We start from the raw sequence: 25,864 nt of genomic DNA on the forward strand, positions 1-25,864 counted from the left end.
ATGCTACCAAAGATTTATATCTTTCATCAACCTCAAGCAAAATGGTCCGGAGATTTAGCACCTTCCATTGTGCACCGATCCCCAACGGACTCCTCCTTCACCCGGAGGATTCCTGCCTCCAATCCCGCAGCAATCACCGTGTCCGAAATGGCATCCTTGATCTCATCAGGCAGAATAATTGCGGCTTTCCATGAGCCATCTGGTGCCCGATATGTTGGCAAGGAAACCTCGGTACTTTTGTCATCAGCCCTCACCTTGACTCCTTGGATGATCATCTCGATGCCATCAAAGACGACCTCAACATCAGCCAAGGCACGTAGCTTACCGGCATTCTTCACTTCGGTGATGCCGATTGCCGATACAGTAATCGATGCAGTGTCCATGGTCGGATTTACCTTCATCATCTCCGCCTTGATGGCATAAGCCGAATACGATAACCTTTTCTGGTGGCATCCCCCCGATGCGGCCACATCTGGATAGATCACCCCCGTAAACTTGATCCATCCAGCACGATCCGGCGGTGGAGTTCTTACCAGTTCTCCACCGCCGACCTGTTTTACGGCTCGTTCCGAATCACAGGCACAGCCACAAAGTACTCCGGGTCTTCCAGGGTGCGAATCGACACCATTAGTGTCTCGTGCCTGTTCACCAGCCGGGCATGCGGAACCCCATCAACGGCCGTCCAAAGCCGTGACACCTCCCACACCTTTCTGGTCGGATCGTTGGCTTTCATGAACAAGTCACCGACTTGGATGGGGGGAGTTTTTCGTCCGAATATTGCCATGTTCGCCCAACCTGCCTGCCCGAAATTATACCGCCGTGTCGCGAACTGCCTGGATGTGCCCAAAGAACTTTCGATCTTCGGACAGCATGTGCTTTGCCACCACGTCATAGGCCAGAAAATTGAACAGGTCGCCCAAGGCCAGTTCGCCGGATGTGAAAATCGCCACCAATTCCCCGGCACGGTCGATTAGACCCTGGTGGGTTTGGGCATGTTCATCAGCACCGGAATATCCTATCGAGCGGAAAACTGCTTCTTCATCCCGGAAATGATCCAGAAGGTCCGAAACAAGTGCTTCGATCTGAGGTGCCACCTCATCGGTTGGTCGCTCTCCGATGACTGCTATCAGCAAATTATTTGCGTGTTCGAATAGATTTCGGTGCTGCGTATCGAGCAAAGCATGGCCGGACTCGTAGGTGCTCCTCCAGACCAGACGTAGAAACGAGAGATCGAGAAGCTCTGCCTCATCGGCTTCATCAGCCTCGCAGGCATCGGTTACGACTCGGTTCCTCCCACCTTCCTTTGCCGCGTAAAGGGCTGCATCAGAACGGCATAGCCAAGATTCCCATGTTTCATCTTCACGGTATTCGGCGACGCCGAAGCTGGCGGTAACACGGCCAACACCAGGAAAATCGTAGGCCATAACCGCCTTGCGGATTCGTTCTGCAAGCAGGATTGCTATCATCAGCCCACTGTTGGGGGTAACGATCACAAACTCTTCACCGCCCCAACGTCCGAGCAGATCGGTGGAACGCATGCACTTTTGGGCGATGTCACAAAATGTCTTCAGAACTTCATCGCCTACAGCATGGCCATAGCCGTCATTGACCCTCTTGAAGTGGTCCAGATCGATAAAGATCAATGAAACAGGGTGACCATATCGCGAATTTCGGAGCATTTCCTGTTGGGCAGATTCTTCGATTCTGATGCGGCTCCAAGCCCCGGTCAGAGTGTCATGCCGGGCCAAGTGCTCCAGTTCTTCTCGGGCGGCAACAAGTTCGGCATTCGATGCAGCAAGGGCCGCAACGGTTTTGGAGAGTTCCTGGTTTAAAACTTCGAGTTCGTGGCTACGTTCGGCCAGATGCTGTTCCGCGATCTTGCGTTCGGTGATGTCAGAAACAACGCACACCAGACCGGCACGACCATCCCTATAAGCAGGCATATGACGGGCCGTCAGTTGCCCCCAAAATGCGGTACCATTCGACCGCCAATAATGCCGCTCCAAGTTGACGTTGGGCCTGTCCTGGAGCAGATGATCCGCCATATTCTTTCGGGCTGCTTCCTGCTCTACGGGATCGACCAGATCGACGTATTCCATACCAATCAGCGACTCCGATTGGATCATAAACATTTCCGCCATCCGTTGGTTGGCCGCACCAATCCGGCCACTGGAATCGATGGTGAAAATGGCCACACTGGAATTGTCGAAAATCAGCCGCAGCAGCCCCTCCTTGTCACGAAGGGTTTCCTCGGCTTCACGTCGTTCAGTGATGTCCGTGTACAGGGTTATGAATCCACCGCTCGGAAGTGGCTGGCCTGAAATTTCCAGAATGGTTCCATCAGGCCGAACACGCTCGAATTGGTGTGGCTTCATCGCCATTGCTCTCTGGACAACCTGCCCAGCGAGTTCCCCTGGGTCACCTGGACCGTATTCACCACGTCGTGCGTTGAACATGGCCAGGGATTTCATGGAGGGCAGGCTGCCTTCAAACAATTGGTCAGGGAAATCCAGCAGCCGTCTGAACAGGCCGTTGCAGGCAATCATTTCCAGATTCTGATCGAACAGCGTTACGCCGCACGGAAGGTGATCGATGATCGACTGGATGATGTGGCGGCATTCTGGAGAACTGGCGAGCATCAGCAAGCCGCTGATGCCGCTATGTTCAACTTGCTGGCTGGCCCAATTTTCAGACATTTCGGATATCGGCCGGTTCCAATTTCCGCCATCAAAAGTTCTATCAAAAGTATGGTTGAGCTATGTCCGTGGGGTCAATCCTAAGTGCCACCGGGTTCCCGTGTTGTTACAAGTCGTCGCAAATCCAATGCCGATATGCACGACTGCCCATGCCACCATTCTTGCTGGCGGTCGCCATTTCCTGAATGATTGCCCTGGATATTGATAGGGGGGAGGCGATCCAATGCGATGCCCGTTTTGCGGCCAGGACGATACTCAGGTGAAGGATTCACGCCCGACCGATGATAATGCGGCCATCCGTCGCCGCAGAGCTTGTCCAGGGTGTGGATCACGGTTCACCACCTTCGAACGGGTTCAAATCCGTGATCTGGTCGTGGTCAAAAAGGACGGATCACGCTCGACCTTCGACCGGGAGAAAGTGGTCAAGTCTCTCCAGATCGCCCTGCGTAAACGCCCTGTCGAAGATGATCAGATCGAACGGATTGCCAATGGCATCTACCGCCGCCTTGAGAGCCTGGGGGAGAACGAGGTTCCGTCCAAGCTCATCGGCGAACTGGTCATGGACGTGCTGATGGAACTCGATCAGGTCGCCTATTTGCGGTACGCCTCGGTCTACCGGAACTTCCGCGAAGCCAAGGATTTCGGGGATTTCCTGGGAAAGATGGGACGCAGTAGCGGTGATAACTGAAGCGGCATATTGAAGGTCAAGCTGAATGGGACTGTTTAAACGGAAACTTCCTGCGATTCAGCCGGGATGCAGGTTTGTGAAGGCCGGTGATCCACCCCGCAAGGCTTGGGTTGTGACGCGGGTCTGGGAAACAGTGGACGGCATTCCCCATGCCCGATTGGAAAACTGCATCCAGCAGAGCGAATCGCGGCTCGTCTCTATCTCGGTGCTGAACGATCCTGAATTCTTCATACCTGCGGCAGAGCCAACGGTTGAACCGTGAGAAGGCAGAGGGTTTAAAAGGTTCGGCGGCGTCGAACTGGCGAGAAATCCACCGCCGAACCGTTCAAATACCGGATAAATGCGGAGGAAAGCATCCAACCCGGTGGTGGCTGTTCGTCTTGGGAGGGAGCCACCAGGGAATTGAACCTCAGTACGATCATTTTAAAAAGAGCAGGGGAAGAAGCCTTCCTGCCGAATGCAAATTTGCTATGATCCCGATCATGGATACCCCCTCCGAGGAAACCACAGAAGTTTCCCAGGTCAACATTGAACTTCTCGACTTCACGCCCATGAAGAATGCGGGAAGCTTGTTGGCTTTAGCCGATGTCGCACTCATGCTGGATGGCGTTGAGATCATCATCCATGGGGTTCAGGTTCGAGCGGACTTTCGCAACACCAGAATTTCACTCCCGAAATTCCGAGCGAGCAGCGGCGAATGGAAGCCAGCCATCACGCTACCTGAAGAGGTTCGATATCCGATGGCTGACATTATAATTGCCGCTGGGATTGAGGCTGGCATCCTACAGCCGAGAGATGTCGAAAAATCGGAGGTTTAGCCCCGCATAGGGCATCATGATTTTGGCCGGAGGGGCAAATATCTTCAGAAACTTTTGAGCACCCCTCCCATTTGGGAGTATGGGGAGTTCAGCATAAGAGCGTTGAATGATCGGCAGGGTGAATTTGCATCTACGCTGAGGCAGCCGATCATGGATCATAAGTGCCAGCACGAGACAAAGCTTGTATGTGCGATTGCTGACATCGCCATCAGCCCGACAGATCACAATTTAATCAAAGCAAGAGAGACCGTTCTGGACATTCTCGAATGTTCAGAGACGAATCGATGTGCATGCGATCGGACGCTAATGGATGATGCGTTTAAATTGTATGGCAATATAAAGTCAATTTATAATTAAAGAATATCATCACGATGTCAGTATTAAGTAAAAGAATTCTTGTCGTTGACGACAGTGCGACGATGAGAAGAATATTGTGCAATGTGCTTGCACAAATTGGATTCACCAGCGTAACCAGTGCTACTGGCGGCGGCCAAGCCATCGCCCTACTGAATTCAGAAGAATATGGCCTCGTGATCTCGGACTGGAAAATGGAGCCAATAACTGGATTGGACCTAGTTCGAGCAATCAGAGGAACCGAGAAAATAGCATCGATGCCAGTTCTGATGGTATCCGCTGAGTCTGAAAAGAATAGAATCATCACTGCAATCGCGTGCGGCATTAGCGATTATATTGTTAAGCCGTTTACTCGTCGTGTTCTTGAGCAAAAATTAGAAAATATCTTTGGCCCGCTGTCATAGGGTCACGATGGAGGCAATGATGCTTATGTCTAATCGCGTAATTTGGAGCGATGAACTGCTTCTTGGCAACAAAGAAATTGATGCCGACCACAAGGCGTTCTTTGAAATAGCCCTGATGCTCGATTGCTCACTTGAGCACGAAACAATTAATTTTGACTACGTTCAGTTTTTGGTTAAATCACTGAATGAATATGTTGAAGGGCACTTCAAGAGAGAAGAGATTCTCATGGTGAGCTTTGGTTACACTGATTGGGTGAGGGATCACATCGAAAAACATGATTTCTTTCGAAGAATTGTTCACAATGTGTCGAGAACCGCATTGACGGGAAAGAGAGAGTCAATCGCCCTTCTGTCTAAAGTTTGCACCCATTGGTTTTGGAGCCATATTATTGGCTACGACGCACAATTAAAGAGTCAGGTCGGATTCGAGATGGTCGACAGCCGGTCGATCGAAGAAATTCTTGCCGCATGATTTTGGTGTGCGTATTTCCAGGCTGGATTCTGGCTCACAAACTTTTTCTCCGGATTGAGCGGCTCGAATCAAGTTTTGTTCGCACTGCATTGCGTCAATACCCATCCTCAAACAACGACGAAATAGACGCTAATTGCAAGCACGCTGAAACTGAACATTGACCCATCGATTTTTTCTCGTTGTTATGAAGGGTTATGGGCACGACGTTGTTGCGGTGTCGATGCCTAGGCTGGCTGGGTTTTGTGACAGCCATCCAGGCCCAGCCAGCCACATTGCCCCATCGATTTTCGCCTGCCGCTCCTCAAGCTGGAATCCCCCGAACATAACCTTGACGTCAGCGTCAACCGCAGGAAACACGGTTTCCACAGACATTTCACTTTCTCTGATGATTCTGCCAACAAACGATGAACATTTACCGTTGTTGACCACGAATAAAATTCGACAATCTTTGCTAATTATGTCGTCACGGCATTCGTCGTCATCATCGATTAGGTTGCTAATCGGTATGATCATTCCAACTGCATTTTCAATCATTACATATTACTCCAGAACTGATGCGACAGTTTAGCGTTATGAGCAATCCATTAAGGTATGGCACTGATAGTGGACGGTCCCCCAGAAGCTTTCGGATATCGGCATGGAAAGGATGCCCCCAGCCTCTAAGACCTCGATGCCACCACATACGTCCCCTTGGAAATCGGCAGCACCATCAGGGTCCATCTGGACCCATATCGCCTTTTCCTCTTCGCTCATGAGCAAACATTTGAGAGCAATGATCAGTTCCGGAGGCTGATCGCCATCAGATGACCATGGGTGGTTGATGACTTCAAACCGATCACCAGACCACTTGAACTCAATGTCACCATCTTCTGCTCTCACTCGAATTGGGGTTTCGCCGACCTCAATCATTGTGTGCATCAACGTTTCGTGCAGATCAAATTCGCACATCCTAATCTCCGGTACATTTGATTGGCACCATCTACGCAAGTTAGCCGCACACTTTTTGCAGGCAAACATATTTTGGAAATGTGCCGGTCAGCACATGGTAAGTGGCCATTCAAACGTCCGTCAAACAAAATGCGACAATGTAAAAACATTGTTATAATTAAATCAATTGATACAAAAACAGCCTGTTGGCGACGAAAATAATTTTATACCTATCGTAGTCGGCTTTTTGGTTTGCAACCTGAACGATATGTCCGGCGTGTAGTGAGGAAGTAGTTGTGGCTTGAAAAAATATTTTCAGGCACCGAAAACTTCTTTGACATGCGTTACGCAGATGGCATGGCGGCGATGACGCCTATAAAAACATGAATTAGGATGTTTTCTTGCGTGTATTAAGTCTGTATTTCTTGAACTATATAAATGTTTGCCATAAACGCCACTCATGAAACAAGGTTGAAAACATTATTTTTGCCTGATAATGGTTGTCGTGCCAACTGAAGGTAGCGTGCCATGACAAATGATTTGAATGCAACCTGCGAAACTGATCACTCAGTGACCAGTTGCGAGTTTGAGGAAGATGCTCCACGCATAAACAAGCCGAGCTTATTCAAATTAGCTGATGATGCTATTAAGCTGTGGCTTGAAACTGATTTGGCTGTCGCTCAAACTCGGAATGAACATGCCAGGGCAAAGTATGAAGGCATATTCCGGTTTGCATGGTCCGCGATAAACATCGACCCAGCCGCATTTAAGAACATCAACAAAGTGAAGGTTGATAAGCGTTGTGCCGACGATCCGTGGCGGCTACCGGTTAAGTACCTGCTTGAGATGACCAAGCGACTTTATTGCGAAAAGCACGGTTCGCCCGAGGCCAAGGCCGAATACCCATCATCAACGCTGGCCAAGGCCGTTGACCTTGTTCGCATCGCGGCCAAGGCTGGAATCGAGCCAGATGGGTTCGGGGCGTGGTGGGACCAGTACAAGGGGGTGAACGACATTCTTGACCGGTTCAAGGTCAAGTCGGTTGCCCGACCCAAGTCGAAATCCGTGATCAGCTTGAGCAAGCGGCAGTGGCGGATCATCCAGCGTGCCGTGGTTGGTTTGGCGTCAGAGGATGAAAAGGCCAAAGCCCGCGTCTTGGTCGAGGATGCGATCCATAGCATCGACGAACCCGATGCTGACGACAGCGAGAAAGTCGATGCTGTTGATGATGGTAACGATGCCCTTACGGCGGCAAACGACGAAACCGTGGATGCCACTGATCATGATGAACATCTGTCTGCTGATGAGCAGCATGCCGACGATGATGGCGAACCCGAAGATGATCCTCCTCCGTCTGGTGGCGAGTCTGTCCCTGCTGATGGCCGTTCGGACCACAAGGACTGCGAGTCCGAAGCCGAAGTGGCACTACCATCCACCCAGGTAAAAAAATCGGATGCAGAATTGATTGAGACGGTGATATCTGCGGGAATTCGTCATTTCAGGTCACAAGCCATCCCCGCCTATGCGGAAGGTAAAGCTCTGCCTGATTCCCTGGTGGAATTGCTCAAAGCCATGGTTAAGACGGAAAAGGGGGCACGGCTAAAGACGATTAAGGCGGTGCTGGTGTTCCATGCTGAACATGCGTCAGCAAGACCGAAACCCAAAGCGAACCAGGACGGTGAAACTGATCCTAAGGACGATCCGCCGCCGTCTGGTGGTGAACCTCTCCCTACCGATGAACAGGGTGCAAATACGGACACTGGTGCCCTTGGTCAACGGACTGACAAGGTCGTTGCACATCAGAATGCGGCCGAAGCCATCGAGGCCGAAGCCAAACGCTTGGTCGCGACAATGCCACTCAATCGAATGGACCCTGGAGAAGTGAAGATATTTGGTGCTTGGCTCAATGACCACGCTGACCAGAAACTAATTTATGGTCTGGCGGTCAACGCACGCACGCTTAACACCGATATCGACCGGAGATATGGCCCGCTTGATTACCAGTTCAATGAAATTGTAAATCGCACTGTGAGGCTGCTTGCGGATGAAAAAGGCATCTACTTCAATGATGATCTACATGTTGATTATGACCATGGTGAACCGGTCAAAGATTGGATTGGTAACAATCCGGCGTGGATTGCAATGGCACATATACGCGACATCGGGGCAACATACTTCAGGGGGTTCAAATCCAAGAGGGATGCAATAATTTTTGGCAGTGAAACCCCCATCACCATTTTCAAGAAGGCGAACGATTTTGGGACTTTTGACATCTACTCAGACCATCAAAAGTGGCTGAACAAGCACTACACCCATGTCCCGTATGATTTTTGAGCATGCAAAGATTGCCCGCTTGAACCCGCCGCGATATGCTGCCAGCAGCAAACTAACTGTGGCTACATGAGCCACAAGGGTAACTTAATGGAGCTTGATACATGTCGTTTCTCGACAAACTGAAAGCAGCACCGGCCCCGACCCGCGTGCCTGTGGCGTCAAAAAGCACTCCCATCTCTCGGTTCGTAAAGAAGGTGCGTGAGCAGCAGGAAATGGTTCAGGCTGCCATCGATGGCGGCGAGATCAATACCCGCACGGCTTGGTTCGTGAGGTCTGGCGAAGGCTACAAGTTCAAGATTTTGCGGTCACCGTTGTCGGTCGATGGAACCGAATGGTTTGAGTCTTCGAGCCTCAGCGACTTGAAGTCACTTTATCAGGGGCTGATCGATGCGGCCAATGGTGGCGACGAAAAGTTGGTCAAGTTAATCTACGAACGTTCCGAACTTGATAAAGTGGCCGCCGAAAAAAAAGGCATCGGCCGTAAAAAGAAGTAATTAGATAATTCACAAATTAGCCCCGGCTTAGAAATTCGCCGGGGCTTTTTCATGCGTAACATTCAGGCGGAATAGTAACAAACTCACATCATCGAACTGATAAATACCAGTTTGATGGTGGAAATTGATGGCGATATTTAGATACCCGGGGGGTAAAGAGAGAGGCAAAAATACAATTGATTCCTTCATCCCTGATGACGTGGATGAAGTGATCTCCCCCTTCCTCGGAGGCGGTGCTGTAGAACTGGACCTGAGTCAACGCGGCATCCAGGTGCATGGATTCGATGTGTTCGCCCCACTCACGAACTGCTGGCAGCAGATCAAGCTCGATGCAGGTGCTGTCGCCGACGCTGCCCGCCAGTTCCACCCGATGGACCGGGATGGGTTCTACCAGCTTCAGAAAACGTACTTCTCCATCCCCGACCCGGTGATGCAGGCCGCAGCATTCTTCGCACTCAATCGGGCTTCATATTCTGGTCTGACATTTTCAGGGGGCTACTCTGGGGAAAGATTCACCACATCCTGTATCAACAAATTGGCACGAACCACGATCCCCAACCTCAGCGTCGAGCAGGCCGAATTCGCAACCAGCCTATCGGGGCACCCTGATGCCTTTGCCTACCTTGATCCGCCATACCTCCTGACCCCCGAAAAATCCAACCTCTATGGAATCAAAGGTGATGCCCACCGGAACTTCGATCACGTTCGACTCGCTGATGTTCTTCGGTCGCGACCAGGATGCTGGTTGCTTTCTTACAACAACGACGAATCGGTGCGACGGCTCTATGCAGGGTATCCGATGGTCGCCACCAGTTGGACCTATGGAACCGGCAAGGTAGGGGCCGAGCTATTGGTGTTTTCCCATAACCTGGCCGACGCAGTAGGCATGACCCCATTGGGTCGTCGATTCAGTTGTTCATGGCATCGCGACGATGACCAGATGATCCAGATCGCCTGATTGATCAGTCACGTCGAGATGGAGCATGACGCCGGATGGGAAACATCAGCCACAGGTCATTTAGTCATGTTCGATTGATAGCCTTGAAACGGTCAACTCTATTTCATCAATCAACTTTCGCCTCGTCACAGGTTTCACAATGTATCCATCAACATGATGGGCTTTTGCGAGCATAATTGCCTCTGGGCAGTCCTGGACTGTTACCATTATAAAAATACAATGCGGCGTCATGTTTCTAACAAACTCGAGCAACTGCAAACCATCAACATTTCCCATTGACCAGTCAGAAAGAATTATATCTGGCAATATCTCCATGCCATTTAAAAGCTCAATAGCTTCTTCCCCGCTACTTACGGATGATATATTGCTAAATGAATCCGCCAATAAAAGCTTGTGAATAATTTTATTAGTTGTGGCACAATCCTCAACAACTAATATTGAAAAGTCGAGAAGGTGAGCCGGATACGGCTGGTTTCTGGGATGCGACATCTCACCACTCCATAATGGTGCGGTCTCAAGGAAATTTTGAGGCGGCATTGTGATGGATGACAAATTGAACCCGCACTTCCCATTTGGGTGGTCTATCCGCCCTTGACCAACACCACGGTATCAAAATTTTGCTCCACCCAAAAGACGGATGGACAACTTCTTCGTCGCGGCATGAGCGTAGCAGCCCCCACCCATGATCGGACCATAATAGAACGATAGCAGATATACATTACATGCCCCACGGGACCATCGAGTTGGCGGTTAATGATGATGACCGCATGTTCCAATGCATCGCGATATCGACAGAATGCAAACTCATCATGAAATAGGTATTTCATAACGAGTTGCAGTTTACACCATATTTTTCAATGGGGTGGCCTTGGCCGATTTATTCTATCCTGCTATACTCGTTTTAAAGTTATCTTCTGCTTTAACTTTATGGCGAGTTGGCGACTATGGCAGGCAAACAGGCAAAGGTTCTCACGGCGACCCAAATCTCGACAGTTTTGCTTCATCTTGGATCGACCCGACATGCAGCACGAGATCGTGTGATGTTCCTGCTGTCCGCGAAGGCCGGTTTTCGGGCCAAAGAAATCGCCATGATCACATGGTCGATGGTACTGACCGCTACCGGTGAGGTCGGGGATGTCATCCACCTGGAGGACAAAGCCACCAAGCGTTTGTCCGGCCGGTCGATTCCTTTGAACCGTGAACTGCGTGCTGCCCTGGTCGAACTCCATGGCAGTGGAATTCGCAGTCCAGACCATCCCGTAATCTTTTCCGAACGCGGTGTGGGGATGACGGCGAACACCGTCGTCGCGTGGTTCGCTCGTCTCTATAGCCGACTTGGGTTCCAGGGCTGCTCATCGCATTCGGGAAGAAGGACGTTCGTCACCAACGCTGCGAGGAAGGTCGGACAGGCCGGTGGCTCTCTCCGTGATGTCCAGCAGCTTGCCGGGCATCGCAGCCTGACTATGACCGCCCGATACATCGAATCCGATTCCGATTCACAGCGGCGTCTGGTCAACATGATCTGACAGCCTTTGTCGGCACCACGGAAGTGTGCAGGAAAGGTTGATCTCCAATCAGCCTGCTGAGCCACGAGACAGAACCCGATTTGGGCGTGTCCCCCTCCAAAAACCTGACGCAACAGAGTGATATTGCTTTGGTGCAGGAAAAATTTGGCGTGTTGGCGAGATAAACTCAATGCGACAAAATTTAGTTTTCCCAACGACTAATCCCATATGGGCCTACCAAGGCAGTGGATTGCGATGCGAAACTTTTCACGCATAGGGTGTCCTGTTCGCCTTAAACACTCCAAATATAAATATCACTGACCATCACCATCGCTCAAACTTTGCGACCCAGCTACGTTATTTTCAGCCCTACGAACAGTCAGTTTTTAATACAGAACAAAAACAGCCGTTTGGTACTGCCGCTGGAGATTTGGCAATGAAATACGAATACTTCGTGTGGACAGACAGCTTGCTAATTGGGAACGAAACAATTGATAACGACCATAAGGTATTTTTCGACATAGCCAATCTCATTGTAGATTTGGCCAACTCCGGCGAAGCAGATGCACGATCCTTCAGAGACTCCGTAAAGCTTCTAAAAAATTACGCCAGAGCACACTTTGATCGTGAAGAGCTATTCATGAGGCGGATTGGATACGCTCAATGGATAGATAACCATATTGAAAGACATGAACAGTTTCTTGCAATTATTAATGAACAAGCACTAAGCATTTACGCCGATGATCGGAAGGCTATTTATTTTCTTGCCAATACAATTAATGACTGGATGAATTCGCACATCAAAGAAGAAGATCAAAAACTAAAAAAATACATTTATGAGATGGGGATTGATGACGGCACAATCGCTAATTATATGAAATTTGATTAGCTAAATTATTTAACATTTGCATAACTTGTTGAAAAAATTAACAAGACAAGCATGCGTGAATGCACGGGTGAGCAGAGTGGGCTCAAGATGCCAGCCAATAAAATTATGTCATGTCATATTCGAGCCACAAAGGCACGAGATAGATTGTGACGCTTAAAGCTTGATCATAAATTTAAGGCAAATTATATAAACACTAACTGCATTGACCAAATGCGTAAGATTTAGCGATTTTGATGCTGTCAAAAGAAAGCCTTGGCTCCTCTGGCACCCATCGTGTTCTGAGTGAATCCCAACGTGAGCAGAAAATTGGGCAGGCCGATGAATCATTGCGGAGGGTTAAGCGATTTGCTGGTCATCGCATTTTGCCGATGACATCCCCCTAATTGATCACCAACCTGCCCCGGTAACGCAATCCGATGATGATCTGCTACTCGACCTTGTTGCGACGGTGCCTCGCCTTGATCTTGGCAGCCTCCAGAGGTTCATCGAGTTCACCGGCCTTCACGGCAGTGGCGATCTGTTCCAACACCTTGATGGCATCGGCATTGGCTTTACCGGCGACAATCGTATTGGGCATCCCCTGTCCCTGAAGTTCGACAGGCGTCCTGCCGTAACGAATTTCCAGCAGCAGGTTACCGTCTTTGACCGACTTCCAAAACCAGGGCTGGGGCGGACGACTGATGCTCTGCCGCGTGTTGCCGTTTTCGGCACCCTTGGAATAGCGAACCCGTTCGACGGTGAAGCCGGGATTCTTCAGCAGTTCGACCTGATTCTGGATGCCATCCAGCACAACCTGCCGGGGGGTCTTTTTCCGGGCTTCGGAAACCAGAATCTTCTTTTCGTCGGAAAACTTAAGCTGCAACATAATGGCCTCCATGCATCAACATTGCATGAATGATATAGCCGTATTTACTAAAGGCCAAGATAGCCACATGAATATATTTCATGATATGGCCGCACGGCCACATGGCATCTCGACATCAATGTAGTGATGGATTTAGTCATCAGTCGTTAAGCCTGATAAGTGATCGCAATTCACTTCACAAAATGGTCTGATTTCTCCATGGATGGAAGTTAGCAAGGTCATACCGGCCTGCGACCTGATTCGATATGGCTGAATATTTCCGCATATATTAGCCATCAACAAATAACAAACAAATTGCCGGTTCATGTTAGCCCGACAGAAAATAGCTCGGCGAGGCCATGATACGCCTTCGGCTACTTCATGTGAGCCGGCATGAGCCGCCACAGGCGTAACCGATCTGATTTCCTGCCAGAGGCAGGGTGGTTTTGAGACAGAACGAAGTGATGAGTTGTCGGTGTTGTAGCCATGAACTTATGAACTGAATTCATCTCGACGCCGAAGGCGTTCCGGTGTTGAGACAGAACGAAGCGATGAGTTGTCGGTGTTGTAACTACGAAATCATGAACGGACTTAATCTCGACGCCGAAGGCGTCATGGTGTTGAGACAAACGAAAGGAATGAGTTGTCGGTGTTGTATATATCTGATTCATAAATAGCCATGTTGGACTTAGTCCGTATTGAAGAGCAATACGGACTAACTTTCCAACTTGTCCTGCAATACGGACTAACTCAATGATTTAGCCTACAATACGGACTAACTCCAGAAACAGGAAAAAGGAAATGAACCAATCACTTGAACTTGAGTATATCTGCATATGGGCGGAAACGCCCAAAACAGAACCGAAGCGGGGACGGAAATCCGTCTCATTTTCGGATCGCTATGTATTCACCGGAAACGTAATTATCGACGGGACCACATATCGCGTTCAATTTGTGGAACACAAGGACGTGACTAAGCTACTCACTGGCGTCCATAAGAGCCGGGCCAGCCATGTCGAGCTATACCGTGTCTATCACGAAGCCCATCAGGCCCAGGAACGAACCTATTTCAGCCCTGTGATAGCCAAAACGAACGGACGGATCGGCGAACCAGCGGCAATTGGCAATGAGGACACATTGCTGCCGTACTTCGTCCTATCCCGAAACGGGTTGATGATCGAGATCGACTTGAAAGCAATCAATATCAGCAAGCCATCCGATGAAGACCCACGTCTTGGTACCATCGAGCACATTCAAACCCTGACGACCCAAAGGGGTGAGATCATCGTGGTGCCGGGCAAATACATGCGATGGGTTTGGCGTCGTCCGACACACAAGCCGATCCCAGCTACTACGCCGGAAGCTGCGTGATCATGAATGTAATGTGGCAGGAGGAGGTGCTTCCTGCCACATCCCCCATCACCTCACCCGACGCCATATTTCAGTCCAAGCTTCATTCTCAAGAATTTTAAGTGCCTTGACACCCTCTTGCAGTTCCTTGATCTGAATTTCATCGGAACAAAGAACCGCAGCTTCATTGGTCGAATCAATTACCTCAGTCACATTCGAAACCAATGCCAAAAGTGCTTCGGTCGATATTCGCCGGTTTCTCTATTTTGAACTGCTCAGGTAGCTCTGGCTTCTGTTTAACCATTCACCAAATTCGCGACCCGAACCGATGATTCCTAACGAATGAAACTCTTTATATATCTCTTCTAATTTTCGCATGAACGACTCCTGCTGTTGCAGGTGTATTTATCCCAGCAGCGAATACCTTCATGGATGTGAACTTATTTTGATCGCCCAAATTGGCCGACAGGTTCAAACCTGATATTGTTCACGGCCATGAACAGGGGGAGCATCATGACCAAGAAAAAATTGCCATTCACGATGTTGATCTGCGGCCTGGACGAGCTTGGTGACGAGTTGGAATCGTTTCGCCCGTCGCACATTCTCTCGATTCTCGACCCTAATGAGGACCACGACGATCCACTGGTCTTCCCCGAATCGATAAAGGTTCTGAGCCTGCGATTTTTTGACCTGCACGCCACAACCGGATCAGTCGGAATGATGTTGTCGGCCCAGGACCGGTCTGAATTCCCGAGCATTGACCATGCCCAGGCCATCATCGATTTTGGTCGTGAGATACCCAGCGGTGGCCGGGTATTGTGCCATTGCTGGGCCGGAATATCCCGCTCAACCGCAGCAGCGTTCGTACTGGCCTGCCTGCACATGACGGCAGATGAAGCCATGGAACTGATCATGGAACTTAGGCCCGGAGCGATGCCAAACAGGCTCATCGTAAAATTCGCAGACCGACTTCTTCGTGCTGAAGGCCGAATGGTTGCTGCGGTTGACGGTCATAAACGCGATGTCGGTTCAAGGTCGATCAAGTCGATCAGGCGTTGAGCATCTTTTAATGCACACTTCAAAATGTCTAAAACTGCCATAATTTCAAATCTGATTTTATTTTCATCGTAAATCGGCGGCAATCGTCCCGGAGCAACAGAAACGGCATCTTGTGGAGAAATCGTAAAGTCATTTAATCGCATAGTTTACCCCGCATATATTGATATTATGTATTTATGTGGTTATATTGTAACAAGCACAAACATCAGATTGATTGGGGGGCATTATGCGTTCGCAAGTCATACTGCTATCAGTCTGCTTGCTGTTCACTGCGACATTTGCCGCAAACGCCCAGGAAGGCATCTTCTTTACCACGGACAAGGGTAAGGACGGTGTGATGAAGGCCGCTCCCCCGCCCGTATATCCACGCGATCCCAACCTGCCCAATTATTATTCCCTCGGCTCGAAGCCCTCGCCGCCGCCACTCACATATGACGAGATCAACACCCCAAGATACTGGCACCGTGAGCAAGTGGCCGTCCTGGGCAGGGATGCGAATGGCATGAACCTGCATGATCGTGGGGTGTACTGCTCGTCCCAGGAACGTAAGGTGAGCCGCTATGCCGAAATTTCCTCGCAGTGGTTAAGCGATCACGATTTGTGGTTTGCCCCGTCGGCTGGCTTTATTCCCCATGGAATCGTGATGTCTGAATCGCGAGACATTTTGACCTATGCACAAGTCGCATTACGCGACATCCGATACATCAAACACAATGGTGCACAAATTCAGCACTGCGATGACGTTGCTGCGTTTGCGATCATGCGAATGCAAAAAATATTGGAAAAATACCCGGAAGACCCTGGCTGGGTGGAGCGGGTTCGAAACTAACTGACTATCGGGCACCAACAGAACAACCTTACTGAAGAAACCGGACTTACCTACCCCGACCGCCATACACTTCCGAATGCCCTGCGTGCTTCTTCCAGTTCGCCTCGTACTTGGCAGCCAATTCAGGATCGCTGATCACCAGTAGGTTCTCAGCGTTTCGATCCTGGGCGGCCTTGGTAAAATTGAACGATCCGGTGATAACCGTCGAGCCGTCCAGCACCATTACCTTGTTGTGGGCAATGGAGTGGGCCGCGTCGATCTGAACCGGCACCCCGCCGTTCGCCAGGAAATCGGCACCGCTGTATTTTTCCATTCGCTGGCTCCTGTCCAAGACTGCCCGCACATCGACACCACGTTTTTTGGCCTGCACCAAAGCCTGTGCGATAGGCGGTGAGGTGAACGAATAGGCTTGGATCAGGATGGTGCGTCGAGCGGTTCCGATGGCCTCTACGACCTTCCCAGTGCAGTCCATTCCAGGGGTGAAGCAGACATCGATCTGACGGTCAGCGGCCATCCCGGCATGAGCAGTCATCAACAGGGTCACCGTTGCCACGATGATCGAAAGACGACCGTAACTCATTGCTGCTTCTCCACCAAAATTCCAGCTTCGATGGCCGCAGCCATCACCACGTCGCCCATGGGGCCTTTGAGTTCGTCCGGCAGCGTAACGGCAGTCATCCGCGTCCCGTCTGGTGCCCGGTACTTTGGAAGCGTCATCGCCGTAAGAACGGACATGGGGCTGCCGTCAACCTCAAGCACAGCCTTATATTTTGAAAAGACAGCCATACCAGGACCAAAAATTGCTTGGGACAGGTCTACGGGGTGCCCCTCGACCGTATTCAGCCATAATCACAATATGTTACAAAATCCGTCAAGGATGGGATCGTTTTTAGGCGTTTGAATTTACTAAGTAATTTGTCCTCATGCCTAGTATGCGTAGAATCTCCTGATCCCATTTAGGACTAAACCTAATTTTAGAAATTTGATTTTATAGGTTGAAAATCTAATGCACCCTCGCTACGCAAGAGATGCAAATGAAAATCATTGAGCGGTTGAAAAATTTACTGTCTCGACGAATGCGGGAGAAGCAGTTCCGCTGCCAAATGGATTTTCACCGAAAGAGCGATGAGTATTTGCTTCAAATACTCGTTGACGATACTTGCTCATGCATCCTTAACCATAAAAACAATTGCTCTGTACTAAAAGATGAACTCCGCCACCGTGGATATCATTTTTATGAAAATGGCGGTATTAAATTATGACATGCGTTGTGCACAAAGTTGCCATAATTGACGATGACATCAATGTGCTTAGAAGCCTTGGTAGGCTACTACAGCATAAATATGAAGTTATAACATCAACATCGGGGCTACGCGGAATTCAGCTTATAAATGATGCCACAAATCAAGGAAATGAAATTGCGGTCGTTATCTCAGATTACAGAATGCCAGACATCGATGGATTTACTACTATCAAAAAGATTCTTGAATTATCGCCCATGACGGTGGCAATTATGCTAACTGGCTTTGCAGATATGCGAGTTGTTAAAGATGCCGTGAACAATGGCTTCATTTTTAGATTTCTTGAGAAGCCAGCAGATCAACAACTTTTGTTTATGGCTTTAAATTCCGCCGTTCAACAACATGAACTTCTTAAGTCATCACGTTATTTGGAAAAAAGTGAAGAACGATTACGGCTTGCACTTGAAGCTGTTGGTGATGGGGTGTGGGATTGGTTTCCAGGGACGGATTCGGTTGCTTTCACTAAAGGCTGGTGGGGTATGCTGAATGAAATGGAAAAGCCGAATGAATGCATGATTCATGAGTGGATGGACCGAGTCCATCCAGGCGATATTCAGATGTTGAGCGATCAAATCACTAAATTGCTCAATGGAAATGAGACGAAGCTTCATTGCGAGCATCGTCTGCGGACATCGGATGGACGCTATAAATGGTTTTTAGCCAGAGGGTTTGCCTCATATGATTCAATAAACTCTAAACTAAGAATCATTGGCACGCATACTGACATCCATAAGCGTCGCATTATGGAAGAAACTATCTTAAAACATTCGTCAGAATTAGAGAAACTCGCTAATACAGACTCATTGACGGGCATTAACAACCGTCGTTCGCTTATCGATAAGCTAGATGAAGAACTGCATAGGGCTGAAAGATACAATAGACCACTATCATTGCTGATGGTTGATATTGATCATTTCAAACACGTGAACGACCAATACGGACACAACGCTGGCGATGCCGTTTTAATCGAATTTTGCAGAACTATCAAATCTGCATTGCGTAAAAACGACTCATTCGGTCGGATTGGTGGAGAGGAATTTGCCATCATTCTGCCTGAGACGACTTTAGAAAACGCAATAGTGGTTGCAGAACTTCTAAGGCAGAAAATTGAAAATGCATTGATAGAAATTCAAGACGGCCTGAGACTTCAGATAACGTCTAGCTTCGGAGCAACCGTAGCACTTCCAGTTAATGACACTATAAGTGAGATAATGCGTCGAGCAGACGTTGCTTTATATCAAGCAAAAGATGGCGGACGCAATCGTGTAATGATAACTGGATGCCACTCTCCATGAATAAGTTTCGAACACCAATTTCTAAACATGCTGAGTTGACAAAAAAGAATTTTTTTGAGCTCACACAGCATCTGGCTGATTTTTTAAGTGAGACGCAGAGACATAAGTTATCGCAAGTGTCGGTTCAATTGCTATCTGTTATTGAGCGAAACTGTGAAGATTGTGCAAAAAACATCCGCTCTAGTGTTGCAAAAAAGACGGAATCTATTGGTATTAGAAAAAAATTTCTGTTGCGTTTGGTTGGCTCAAAAATATCTCACCTTTGCAATAATCCATCTATTTTTCCAAAATCAATTTTTGATGCAATTGATACATATATGAAAAAGGCATTTGGCCATATTGTTTATGAAGAATTAAATATTGAGGCGGAACACATACTATTGTCCATCGAAGATAATGGCGATGAGTTTATGTGGCTGGAAATTAACAAAAATCCACGATGGAAACGACTTGCAGAAACTATATTAATACGCATTCTGCTTAGATTTGAGCAGTTTCAAGTTGGCAAGCGAACGTTTATGATTATCATAAACGACGTAACAATTGCAAAATCAAAATTCACATTTACGGATGAGCACTTTACTATATTGTTCAACTCGTTATTTTCAGAGTTAGGTGATGGTCTTAATGATGAGAATCAGCGGATCCGTCTGGATTTTCATTTCGGCGATGGTGTTAGCAAAAGAATCCGGTCCATCCTCGATCAAGGGATGCCACGAAGGAATTCCGAACACAGAAAAAAGATTTCATCCAAAGACATCTGATATGTATATTTTTGGTCATCATGCATTTGTCGGTGACTAAGAGTCCGTCCGTGAAGTTTCCTATGATTTCCGGTGTCTTGCTATCCTTCGCAGCATGAGGCGGATCATGGCGAGGCGAAGAAACGCCAGCGCCATCCTGGCGAGATTCTCGAAGTCCTTGGCGAGACGGCGACAACGCCCCAGCCACCCGAAGGTGCGCTCAACGATCCACCGCTTTGGCAGAACTTCGAACCCCTTGGCGGTGTCGGAGCGTTTGACGATTTCCAGGTGCCACGCCCCGAGTGCGCGGACGGCTGCCGCGGTGGCGGCCCCCTGGTAGCCGCCATCAGCGAACACCCGAACGATGAAGGGGAAGAGGCGCCGGACCTCCTTGAGGACCGGCAATCCGCCATCACGATCCTGGACATCGGCCGGTTGGACATGAGCCGCGAGGATCAAGCCAAGCGTATCGACGACGATGTGCCGCTTCTTGCCTTTGACCTTCTTCCCAGCGTCGTAGCCCGATGGATCAATCCGCGCCCCCCTTTTTCCGCGCCCTTGACGCTCTGGCTGTCTATGATCGCCGCCGTCGGGCTGGCTTCTTTGCCGGAGAGTTCCCGCACCTCGATGAACAGGGCGTGATGGAGGCGTGCCAGCGTGCCATCCCATTCCCACAGCCCAAGATATTCATGCACCGTGCTTTTGGGCGGCAGGTCCGTGGGCAATGCTCGCCACTGGCAACCGGTCATCAACACGTAGAAGATCCCATTCACCACTTCACGAAGATCCACCGTTCGCTGGCGCCCGCCGCGCTTTGCCGGTGGGATCAGCGGCGCCACCAGCGACCATTCCTCATCCGTCAGATCACTTGGATAGCGAAGTCCGCTCCGCTCATAGAGCCGTCGGTTGTCCTTGGTCCACATGGCGCCCCCAGCATTTCTCTGGAGACCCATGGAATCATAACCGATTCACCTGATTCAAGAACCTTCCGGACGGCCTCTAAAATAACATCGGGTTATGACCGACCAATTCGACCCATCTTCAACCACCACGCGAATGGACCAAACACGCCGTCTCGGGTTGTGGCATTGAGCCGCAAGGTTGAGGATGCCGTGGTCACCGTCGCGGATGACTCTATGGGTGAACCCCAAGATCAGCGGTATGATGCCGCCGTGGTGGTCACGGGAACCGCCATGGGGCCGTGGCGGCATCGTCGGCCAGGACACCGCAATCGACCAATTTCTCGTTGCCACGATCTGGATTCAAAGTGGTCAAATTGACGGGGTGATCGAGAACTCGACAGTGCGTGTCAATCGGATCACTCGGGTTGATCCGCGATCTGGAGATGTCGATTTTAATGACTTGGACCGGAATATGAACCGGTTGTTTCGCACGTCATGAATGACTAAATTTAAAATTCATGGCAATCGAACGGTCAAATCCATGATTCACCTATTGGAAGATGTTCTTCAGTCCCATGCTGACTACCTGTATAAAGTTATTGATAAAATGTCTGCCGGTACCATTAGCCCAGAAGATGCGACAAAGGCCGCACAATATGATGCATGCCGGATTGGCGTGTGGCTCGACGGACTAAAGGGCACCTATGGAGGCACAGAATACTATTTAAAAATATACGAAGTTCATGCAGAATTTCATAAAAACACGGCGAATATTATGACTGAATATTTTAATGGAAATTCAAAGTTAGCCATATCGTCCTTGGAATCAATTGTAAGCATGAGCGGCGGTGGATTTTGCACCGTTCTTGAAGCTTTGACAGCTTTCACGCGGAAGCTGGATGACGAATCAATTCGAAGATTCTGAATGTCGCAGAATGCGACAATGGGTCATTCATCGTCGGCGGGATAGCGTTCAATATGGCCGAGATTTCTTCGAACTGCCAACAAGGTCATCTCATCGCATTTGCCGATGTCCGCCCCATCGCCCTTCACGTACCGCAAGTCCCTGAACTCCACCTCGGCATACATTCTGATCGTTTGCTGATCTGAAATTCCGATCCCGTGGGCAGTGAATCCCTTGGATTGTGAAACCCGTCGATCATGGTCATAGACCCACTGCATCGCGATCTCAGCAAGTCGGTTGACTTCGGATTTACGCGATTCGCAATAGCGGCCACGCTCCCAAAGGTTCATCCCGCTGGCGTCTCGATTCTGAATCGCATCCTTTTGCCTCCGCCAGAACTCTGCATCGATGATTTCCCCCTCAGTTAGAAGGCGGTGGCACTGGGGAGACGCTGGAGTTCCCAGTGGAATGCACCCATTGCTGTGCTATTTCTGCAAATACACACAGGATAATCATAAAAAAATACATAATTTCACGGCACTCTTCACGATACGCCAAGCTTAAACACAACATAATTTTTACATAGATTGAGAAAAAATTAAACACTCGATATCGTAATGCTACTTTATTTTATACCTCCGAATTACACCTGGATCGGACTCTTGAATACAAAGAACGCACCTGCACAGATCAGGGCAAAGCCGATGGCATGATTTATGGTCAGTCGCTCCCCCAGGTACAAGACGGAGAATCCGGCAAACACGGTGAGGGTAATAACCTCCTGCATCGTTTTTAGCTCTGCGGTCGAATAGGTTCCATGGCCGATTCTGTTCGCAGGAACTGCAAAGCAATACTCCACAAATGCGATAAGCCAGCTAACTACAATAGCGATCCACATGGCTCTATCTGTAAATTTCAAATGCCCATACCACGCAAAAGTCATAAAAACATTGGATATTATCAACAAACCTATTGGAGCAATGGCTGATGAGTTCATAACAAGAACTTTCATTTGCAAAAGGTTATTAATTTAGGCTCCAGAACCCAATATTTAAAGCCGATGCAAAGCCGACCCAAAGCAGATATGGAACCATGAGCATTCCGGCGATCTTGTCTCGCATCAAAAATGCCACCGTGGTCACGATGATGGCGATCTCCAAAACCACAATCTCGACCGCCGCCACACCGTCAGGTGGAACTTGAAGAACAGGAAGCTCCAGGCGAAATTCAACGCCAACTGGATCAGGAACAGCCGTATGCATGAGCTATCCCACTGGTACTGATCTCGTCCCCATGCCCGCCACGCTGCCACTGCCATCATGATGTAGAGAGTCGTCCAGACCGGGCCAAATATCGCATCCGGTGGGGTGAAAGAAGGATGATCCAAATCCTTGTACCCCCCATGGACAGCGGGAATGGTGACCATGCTGGAGATGCCCGCAACGCCCAGGCACAACACGATCAAAACGACCAGATAGCCAAACCGGGGATTGGTCTTTCTGAACTTCATGCTCACGGGGAGGCCCTTCCGAAATTTCCTGGTCAACGTTCATGATGCGGGGCCAACCATAGCACCCCGATTGAATTCATCACGACATCGGCGTTTCCCCCGGCGACCAGCGGAACTACACTGCGGCCACCAACCGCTTTCCGAACTGGTCACCGACCCAATGCCGCCGAAAATTACAAAACTGGGACGTGAAGGTGCCGAACACTGGGCGGTGATCGCCTCGCTGATCGAAACCTGCAAACTCATCGGCGTCGAGCCGCACGCCTATATCACCGACGTCATCACCCGCATCGTTGCCGGCCACCCCCAGAGACGCCTCGACCAACTCCTCCCCTGGGCCTACCAGGTGGATGCCACCCTCAAGGCCGTGGCCTGAGAACACCGCTTACACTTCGCTCACTTTCCGCCGGAATTGCTGAAGCCCTGACCAAAACACCTCAGAAGGTGCTGGCGTAGCTTCCCCTTAAAAAAGGGAAGTGATCGAAAAGACTGTAGGGCATAGAATACCGCAGCGAATGTCGGCTTGATCGGCAGCGAGGACGATATGCTCAAGCTCACGCAAGATATGATGATCGGACACCCGATTATTGACGCCGATCATAAGAAGCTCATTAGCATAATAAATCAATTCTTGGTAACTGCGAAAATATGTGAAACATTAGAGGGGGAAGTTGATGGGCAGAATGAAGCTGCGATGCATGTGACGCTGAAGCAGCTAATTGCCTACACACACGAACACTTTGAGAGAGAAGAAAAAATACAAAGAGAGTGCATGTATCCATATTTCGACATGCACGCCAGAGAACATCGCGTTTTGAAGACTCAGCTTGAGGAAATGGCATCAGCCTATTTCATCACGAAGTCGAGGAAGGTCAACCGTCAATCACTTAACGAAATGAGTGAGTTTTTACGGATGTGGCTTTTTAATCACATCATGAAGTTTGACATGAATTACAGAGACTGGGTATGCCCAAAGGGTAATTAGGGCGTCTCGAAGGCTGGCGTTGCTGTTTCGCTATTTTTCGACAATATCAAAGTCCTGCAAAGACGCGGCTGATCCGAGTTCCATTTCCAAGATTTTCCCGGCCAACTCATTTGCCTCGATGGCTGCTGATTTTGCGGTTGAACTCATAGCGTCCAATCCACCGATTACCGCAGTCAAGCTTGCCACCCGGCCCATTTGTCGCCGCAAGATATCCCCGATTCCAAGGGGGATGCCCTGCTTGCCGGACAAAATATCACCGCAAAGCCGTATGATTTTTTTTGCAGCCGTCACGGCCAGAGAATCCGCACTTTTCGTCAGTGCATGCCGTATCTCGCCCAACCGTTTAAGCTGAAAACTAGAGCATCCACTTACCTGCACCCTGGAATCAGCAAGTTCCATAAGGTTAATCAGCCTCTCTGTAGATTTCGAAATATCACGAAGCAATGCAGTCTTCCGTTTTTTATCGGCCACTGCACTTGTTTGCAAGTTCACGTTCATAATTTTTGCGGCCAACTCGTAGGCATTTTCAATTACGAGGCCAGTTTGTTTAAGAACGGGGTCGCCACCACCATTAGCATCATATTCACCATTCATCTTGGCGATCATGACGCGGTCAATGCTAACAATATGCGTAACAAGCCAATTGTATATTATATAGAACAGTTTCTCGCTTCCGCCACCATTATGGAAATCATCACGATTTATTCTGTCAAGCTTTTCAACGAAGCCAGAATGAATCCGCTTGTGCTTATCTCTCTCGTCATAATCAAAGGAGTCCATGAGAGACTCTTCGTGCTTAAAATGCATCTTCACATAATCTGAAAGCCCATCGATGACGTCATCAACGGCCTTATTTTCATATTCCGCACTTGAAGTTGCCCCGAGTATTTTCAGAAAATCGATGATTTTTCGGTGTTGATCATCGATGTCATCCCGGCCAGTTGCAATCGCCGTAGACCATCCAATTTCAGCCTTCATATCGACCGAAGATGAAGGGGCTATTGCCTCTGGGGGCTTACCTCGCGGCTTGACCTGCCGCTGATCTGCGGAAGGAGCAATCACAGGGGAGCCTTCTTGACGGCGGGTCAGGGTATCATCCGCCCGTCTAAACGGCCCTTTGTAGCCCTTCATAATCGCCGAGCGTCTGTCCGGCCCATGGAAGGCCGGAGAAGAAATAAAAGCCTTCTGCGTGGTCATCGCAGCCGTGATCGCCATTTGCAGTGAATGGCGGGTTATGGGCAGGGTGAGCGAAGCGGATATGCCCGCGTCTCTTGCCGCGATTAGCTCATCGGCGGTCCACTGGTTATCCAGGGCGATGACGGGAAGGGATTGAGGGGGCTGCCCTTCTCCCCAACGTACGTGCTTCAGAATCTTTAAATGCCCAGTTCCACCAAGCTTATCGCACAGGATGATATTTATGTTTGATGCGTTTCCGTGCTCAAGGTGTAGCATCGTATGACTGATGTCTTTTGTTTCTTCTTGAACTGCAAAGCCGCACTCACGCATCACAGAAACAATAAGCTTTCTTGTCGCTGCATTTTCGATGGCGACGAGTGCATTAACATCAAGTGACGACGATGCTACGATTGTCATTCGTATTTAT

The 25,864-nt window shown here is 49.3% G+C and carries 28 protein-coding genes and 3 pseudogenes; 19 read left to right on the forward strand and 12 right to left on the reverse strand.

Annotated features, from left to right (window positions below):
- Positions 1-32: 32 nt before the first annotated feature.
- Entirely contained in the window at positions 33-404 is a 372-nt protein-coding gene (locus tag XM1_RS13595; protein ID WP_231920509.1) for a hypothetical protein, read from the reverse strand.
- A 405-nt stretch (positions 405-809) separates the two neighbouring features.
- A complete protein-coding gene (locus XM1_RS13605) occupies positions 810-2,696 on the reverse strand; it encodes a diguanylate cyclase (RefSeq protein WP_068434276.1) in 1,887 nt (628 codons plus the stop codon).
- A 223-nt stretch (positions 2,697-2,919) separates the two neighbouring features.
- Here XM1_RS13605 and nrdR point away from each other — a divergent pair, with 223 nt between their 5' ends.
- From nrdR to XM1_RS13620, 5 genes are all read left to right on the forward strand, one after another.
- On the forward strand, positions 2,920-3,384 hold the full coding sequence (nrdR, locus tag XM1_RS13610; protein ID WP_068434278.1) for a transcriptional regulator NrdR: 465 nt from the start codon (positions 2,920-2,922) through the stop codon (positions 3,382-3,384).
- 25 nt (positions 3,385-3,409) lie between these two features.
- Complete coding sequence (locus XM1_RS23445) at positions 3,410-3,646, forward strand: hypothetical protein (protein ID WP_082700516.1); 237 nt, start codon at positions 3,410-3,412, stop codon at positions 3,644-3,646.
- Complete coding sequence (locus XM1_RS25000) at positions 3,636-4,202, forward strand: hypothetical protein (protein ID WP_231920510.1); 567 nt, start codon at positions 3,636-3,638, stop codon at positions 4,200-4,202. The genes XM1_RS23445 and XM1_RS25000 overlap by 11 nt, the downstream gene beginning before the upstream one ends.
- Positions 4,203-4,573: 371 nt before the next feature.
- Entirely contained in the window at positions 4,574-4,960 is a 387-nt protein-coding gene (locus XM1_RS23450) for a response regulator (protein WP_082700517.1), read from the forward strand.
- 19 nt (positions 4,961-4,979) lie between these two features.
- Entirely contained in the window at positions 4,980-5,432 is a 453-nt protein-coding gene (locus XM1_RS13620) for a bacteriohemerythrin (protein WP_172821924.1), read from the forward strand.
- Positions 5,433-5,624: 192 nt separating this feature from the next.
- On the opposite strand, the gene XM1_RS24710 is transcribed toward XM1_RS13620, so the two are convergent.
- Positions 5,625-5,966, reverse strand: a complete 342-nt coding sequence (locus tag XM1_RS24710) for a hypothetical protein (RefSeq protein WP_197603077.1) — start codon at positions 5,964-5,966, stop codon at positions 5,625-5,627.
- Between the two features lie 36 nt (positions 5,967-6,002).
- Positions 6,003-6,380 (reverse strand): hypothetical protein, encoded by a 378-nt coding sequence (locus XM1_RS13630; RefSeq protein ID WP_068434285.1) that lies wholly within the window; start codon positions 6,378-6,380, stop codon positions 6,003-6,005.
- A 507-nt stretch (positions 6,381-6,887) separates the two neighbouring features.
- On the opposite strand from XM1_RS13630, the gene XM1_RS24135 reads away from it, so the two are divergent.
- The 3 genes from XM1_RS24135 (at position 6,888) to XM1_RS13650 (ending at position 10,145) form a co-directional block, all read left to right on the forward strand.
- Positions 6,888-8,693, forward strand: a complete 1,806-nt coding sequence (locus XM1_RS24135; RefSeq protein ID WP_156428731.1) for a hypothetical protein — start codon at positions 6,888-6,890, stop codon at positions 8,691-8,693.
- A 101-nt stretch (positions 8,694-8,794) separates the two neighbouring features.
- Positions 8,795-9,187, forward strand: coding sequence for a hypothetical protein (locus XM1_RS13645; RefSeq protein WP_068434291.1), 393 nt, complete (start codon positions 8,795-8,797; stop codon positions 9,185-9,187).
- A 127-nt stretch (positions 9,188-9,314) separates the two neighbouring features.
- Positions 9,315-10,145 carry a DNA adenine methylase gene (locus XM1_RS13650; RefSeq protein WP_082700519.1) on the forward strand — a complete coding sequence of 277 codons (831 nt, stop codon included), beginning with the start codon at positions 9,315-9,317 and terminating at the stop codon, positions 10,143-10,145.
- Between the two features lie 60 nt (positions 10,146-10,205).
- Here XM1_RS13650 and XM1_RS23455 read toward each other — a convergent pair whose 3' ends face one another.
- Positions 10,206-10,634 carry a response regulator transcription factor gene (locus XM1_RS23455; protein WP_172821925.1) on the reverse strand — a complete coding sequence of 143 codons (429 nt, stop codon included), beginning with the start codon at positions 10,632-10,634 and terminating at the stop codon, positions 10,206-10,208.
- 455 nt (positions 10,635-11,089) lie between these two features.
- On the opposite strand from XM1_RS23455, the gene XM1_RS13655 reads away from it, so the two are divergent.
- Positions 11,090-11,671: a site-specific integrase gene (locus tag XM1_RS13655; protein ID WP_068434293.1), complete on the forward strand. Its 582-nt coding sequence runs from the start codon at positions 11,090-11,092 to the stop codon at positions 11,669-11,671.
- Positions 11,672-12,086: 415 nt separating this feature from the next.
- Positions 12,087-12,539 carry a bacteriohemerythrin gene (locus tag XM1_RS13660; protein ID WP_068434295.1) on the forward strand — a complete coding sequence of 151 codons (453 nt, stop codon included), beginning with the start codon at positions 12,087-12,089 and terminating at the stop codon, positions 12,537-12,539.
- Positions 12,540-12,966: 427 nt separating this feature from the next.
- Here XM1_RS13660 and XM1_RS13665 read toward each other — a convergent pair whose 3' ends face one another.
- Positions 12,967-13,404, reverse strand: coding sequence for a hypothetical protein (locus XM1_RS13665; RefSeq protein ID WP_231920511.1), 438 nt, complete (start codon positions 13,402-13,404; stop codon positions 12,967-12,969).
- Positions 13,405-14,184: 780 nt separating this feature from the next.
- Between XM1_RS13665 and XM1_RS13670 the strand changes: the two genes are divergently transcribed.
- The 3 genes from XM1_RS13670 (at position 14,185) to XM1_RS13680 (ending at position 16,621) form a co-directional block, all read left to right on the forward strand.
- On the forward strand, positions 14,185-14,754 hold the full coding sequence (locus tag XM1_RS13670; protein WP_068434299.1) for a hypothetical protein: 570 nt from the start codon (positions 14,185-14,187) through the stop codon (positions 14,752-14,754).
- Positions 14,755-15,246: 492 nt separating this feature from the next.
- Entirely contained in the window at positions 15,247-15,792 is a 546-nt protein-coding gene (locus XM1_RS13675; protein ID WP_082700731.1) for a tyrosine phosphatase family protein, read from the forward strand.
- 226 nt (positions 15,793-16,018) lie between these two features.
- Positions 16,019-16,621 (forward strand): hypothetical protein, encoded by a 603-nt coding sequence (locus XM1_RS13680; protein ID WP_068434303.1) that lies wholly within the window; start codon positions 16,019-16,021, stop codon positions 16,619-16,621.
- Positions 16,622-16,667: 46 nt separating this feature from the next.
- On the opposite strand, the gene XM1_RS13685 is transcribed toward XM1_RS13680, so the two are convergent.
- On the reverse strand, positions 16,668-17,201 hold the full coding sequence (locus XM1_RS13685; protein WP_068434305.1) for a phospholipase D family protein: 534 nt from the start codon (positions 17,199-17,201) through the stop codon (positions 16,668-16,670).
- 690 nt (positions 17,202-17,891) lie between these two features.
- Between XM1_RS13685 and XM1_RS23460 the strand changes: the two genes are divergently transcribed.
- Both XM1_RS23460 and XM1_RS24140 read left to right on the forward strand, forming a co-directional pair.
- Positions 17,892-19,217, forward strand: coding sequence for a diguanylate cyclase (locus XM1_RS23460; RefSeq protein WP_168186021.1), 1,326 nt, complete (start codon positions 17,892-17,894; stop codon positions 19,215-19,217).
- Complete coding sequence (locus tag XM1_RS24140; RefSeq protein WP_156428733.1) at positions 19,214-19,981, forward strand: hypothetical protein; 768 nt, start codon at positions 19,214-19,216, stop codon at positions 19,979-19,981. The genes XM1_RS23460 and XM1_RS24140 overlap by 4 nt, the downstream gene beginning before the upstream one ends.
- Before the next feature lie 60 nt (positions 19,982-20,041).
- Here XM1_RS24140 and XM1_RS23465 read toward each other — a convergent pair.
- Positions 20,042-20,913, reverse strand: a pseudogene (locus XM1_RS23465) (IS5 family transposase).
- A 187-nt stretch (positions 20,914-21,100) separates the two neighbouring features.
- Between XM1_RS23465 and XM1_RS23470 the strand changes: the two are divergent.
- Together XM1_RS23470 and XM1_RS23475 are read left to right on the forward strand one after the other, a co-directional pair.
- Positions 21,101-21,361 (forward strand): hypothetical protein, encoded by a 261-nt coding sequence (locus XM1_RS23470; RefSeq protein WP_156428734.1) that lies wholly within the window; start codon positions 21,101-21,103, stop codon positions 21,359-21,361.
- Positions 21,362-21,787, forward strand: a complete 426-nt coding sequence (locus XM1_RS23475; RefSeq protein ID WP_082700523.1) for a CZB domain-containing protein — start codon at positions 21,362-21,364, stop codon at positions 21,785-21,787. It abuts the gene before it with no gap.
- Positions 21,788-21,810: 23 nt separating this feature from the next.
- On the opposite strand, the gene XM1_RS13705 is transcribed toward XM1_RS23475, so the two are convergent.
- From XM1_RS13705 to XM1_RS13715, 3 genes and pseudogenes are all read right to left on the reverse strand, one after another.
- On the reverse strand, positions 21,811-22,116 hold the full coding sequence (locus XM1_RS13705) for a hypothetical protein (RefSeq protein WP_068434310.1): 306 nt from the start codon (positions 22,114-22,116) through the stop codon (positions 21,811-21,813).
- Positions 22,117-22,409: 293 nt separating this feature from the next.
- Positions 22,410-22,778, reverse strand: a complete 369-nt coding sequence (locus XM1_RS13710) for a DMT family protein (RefSeq protein ID WP_231920512.1) — start codon at positions 22,776-22,778, stop codon at positions 22,410-22,412.
- A gap of 13 nt (positions 22,779-22,791) precedes the next feature.
- Positions 22,792-23,276, reverse strand: a pseudogene (locus tag XM1_RS13715) (TspO/MBR family protein).
- Positions 23,277-23,469: 193 nt separating this feature from the next.
- On the opposite strand from XM1_RS13715, the pseudogene XM1_RS13720 reads away from it, so the two are divergent.
- Together XM1_RS13720 and XM1_RS13725 are read left to right on the forward strand one after the other, a co-directional pair.
- Positions 23,470-23,652 (forward strand): annotated as a pseudogene (locus XM1_RS13720) (transposase domain-containing protein); the annotation flags it as partial.
- A 147-nt stretch (positions 23,653-23,799) separates the two neighbouring features.
- Positions 23,800-24,261 carry a bacteriohemerythrin gene (locus XM1_RS13725; protein WP_068434316.1) on the forward strand — a complete coding sequence of 154 codons (462 nt, stop codon included), beginning with the start codon at positions 23,800-23,802 and terminating at the stop codon, positions 24,259-24,261.
- Positions 24,262-24,291: 30 nt separating this feature from the next.
- Here XM1_RS13725 and XM1_RS25010 read toward each other — a convergent pair whose 3' ends face one another.
- Positions 24,292-25,854 (reverse strand): bacteriohemerythrin, encoded by a 1,563-nt coding sequence (locus tag XM1_RS25010; protein WP_231920514.1) that lies wholly within the window; start codon positions 25,852-25,854, stop codon positions 24,292-24,294.
- Between the last annotated feature and the right edge of the window lie 10 nt (positions 25,855-25,864).

This window comes from Magnetospirillum sp. XM-1 (genome assembly GCF_001511835.1).
In the GTDB taxonomy this organism is placed as follows: Bacteria; Pseudomonadota; Alphaproteobacteria; order Rhodospirillales; family Magnetospirillaceae; genus Phaeospirillum.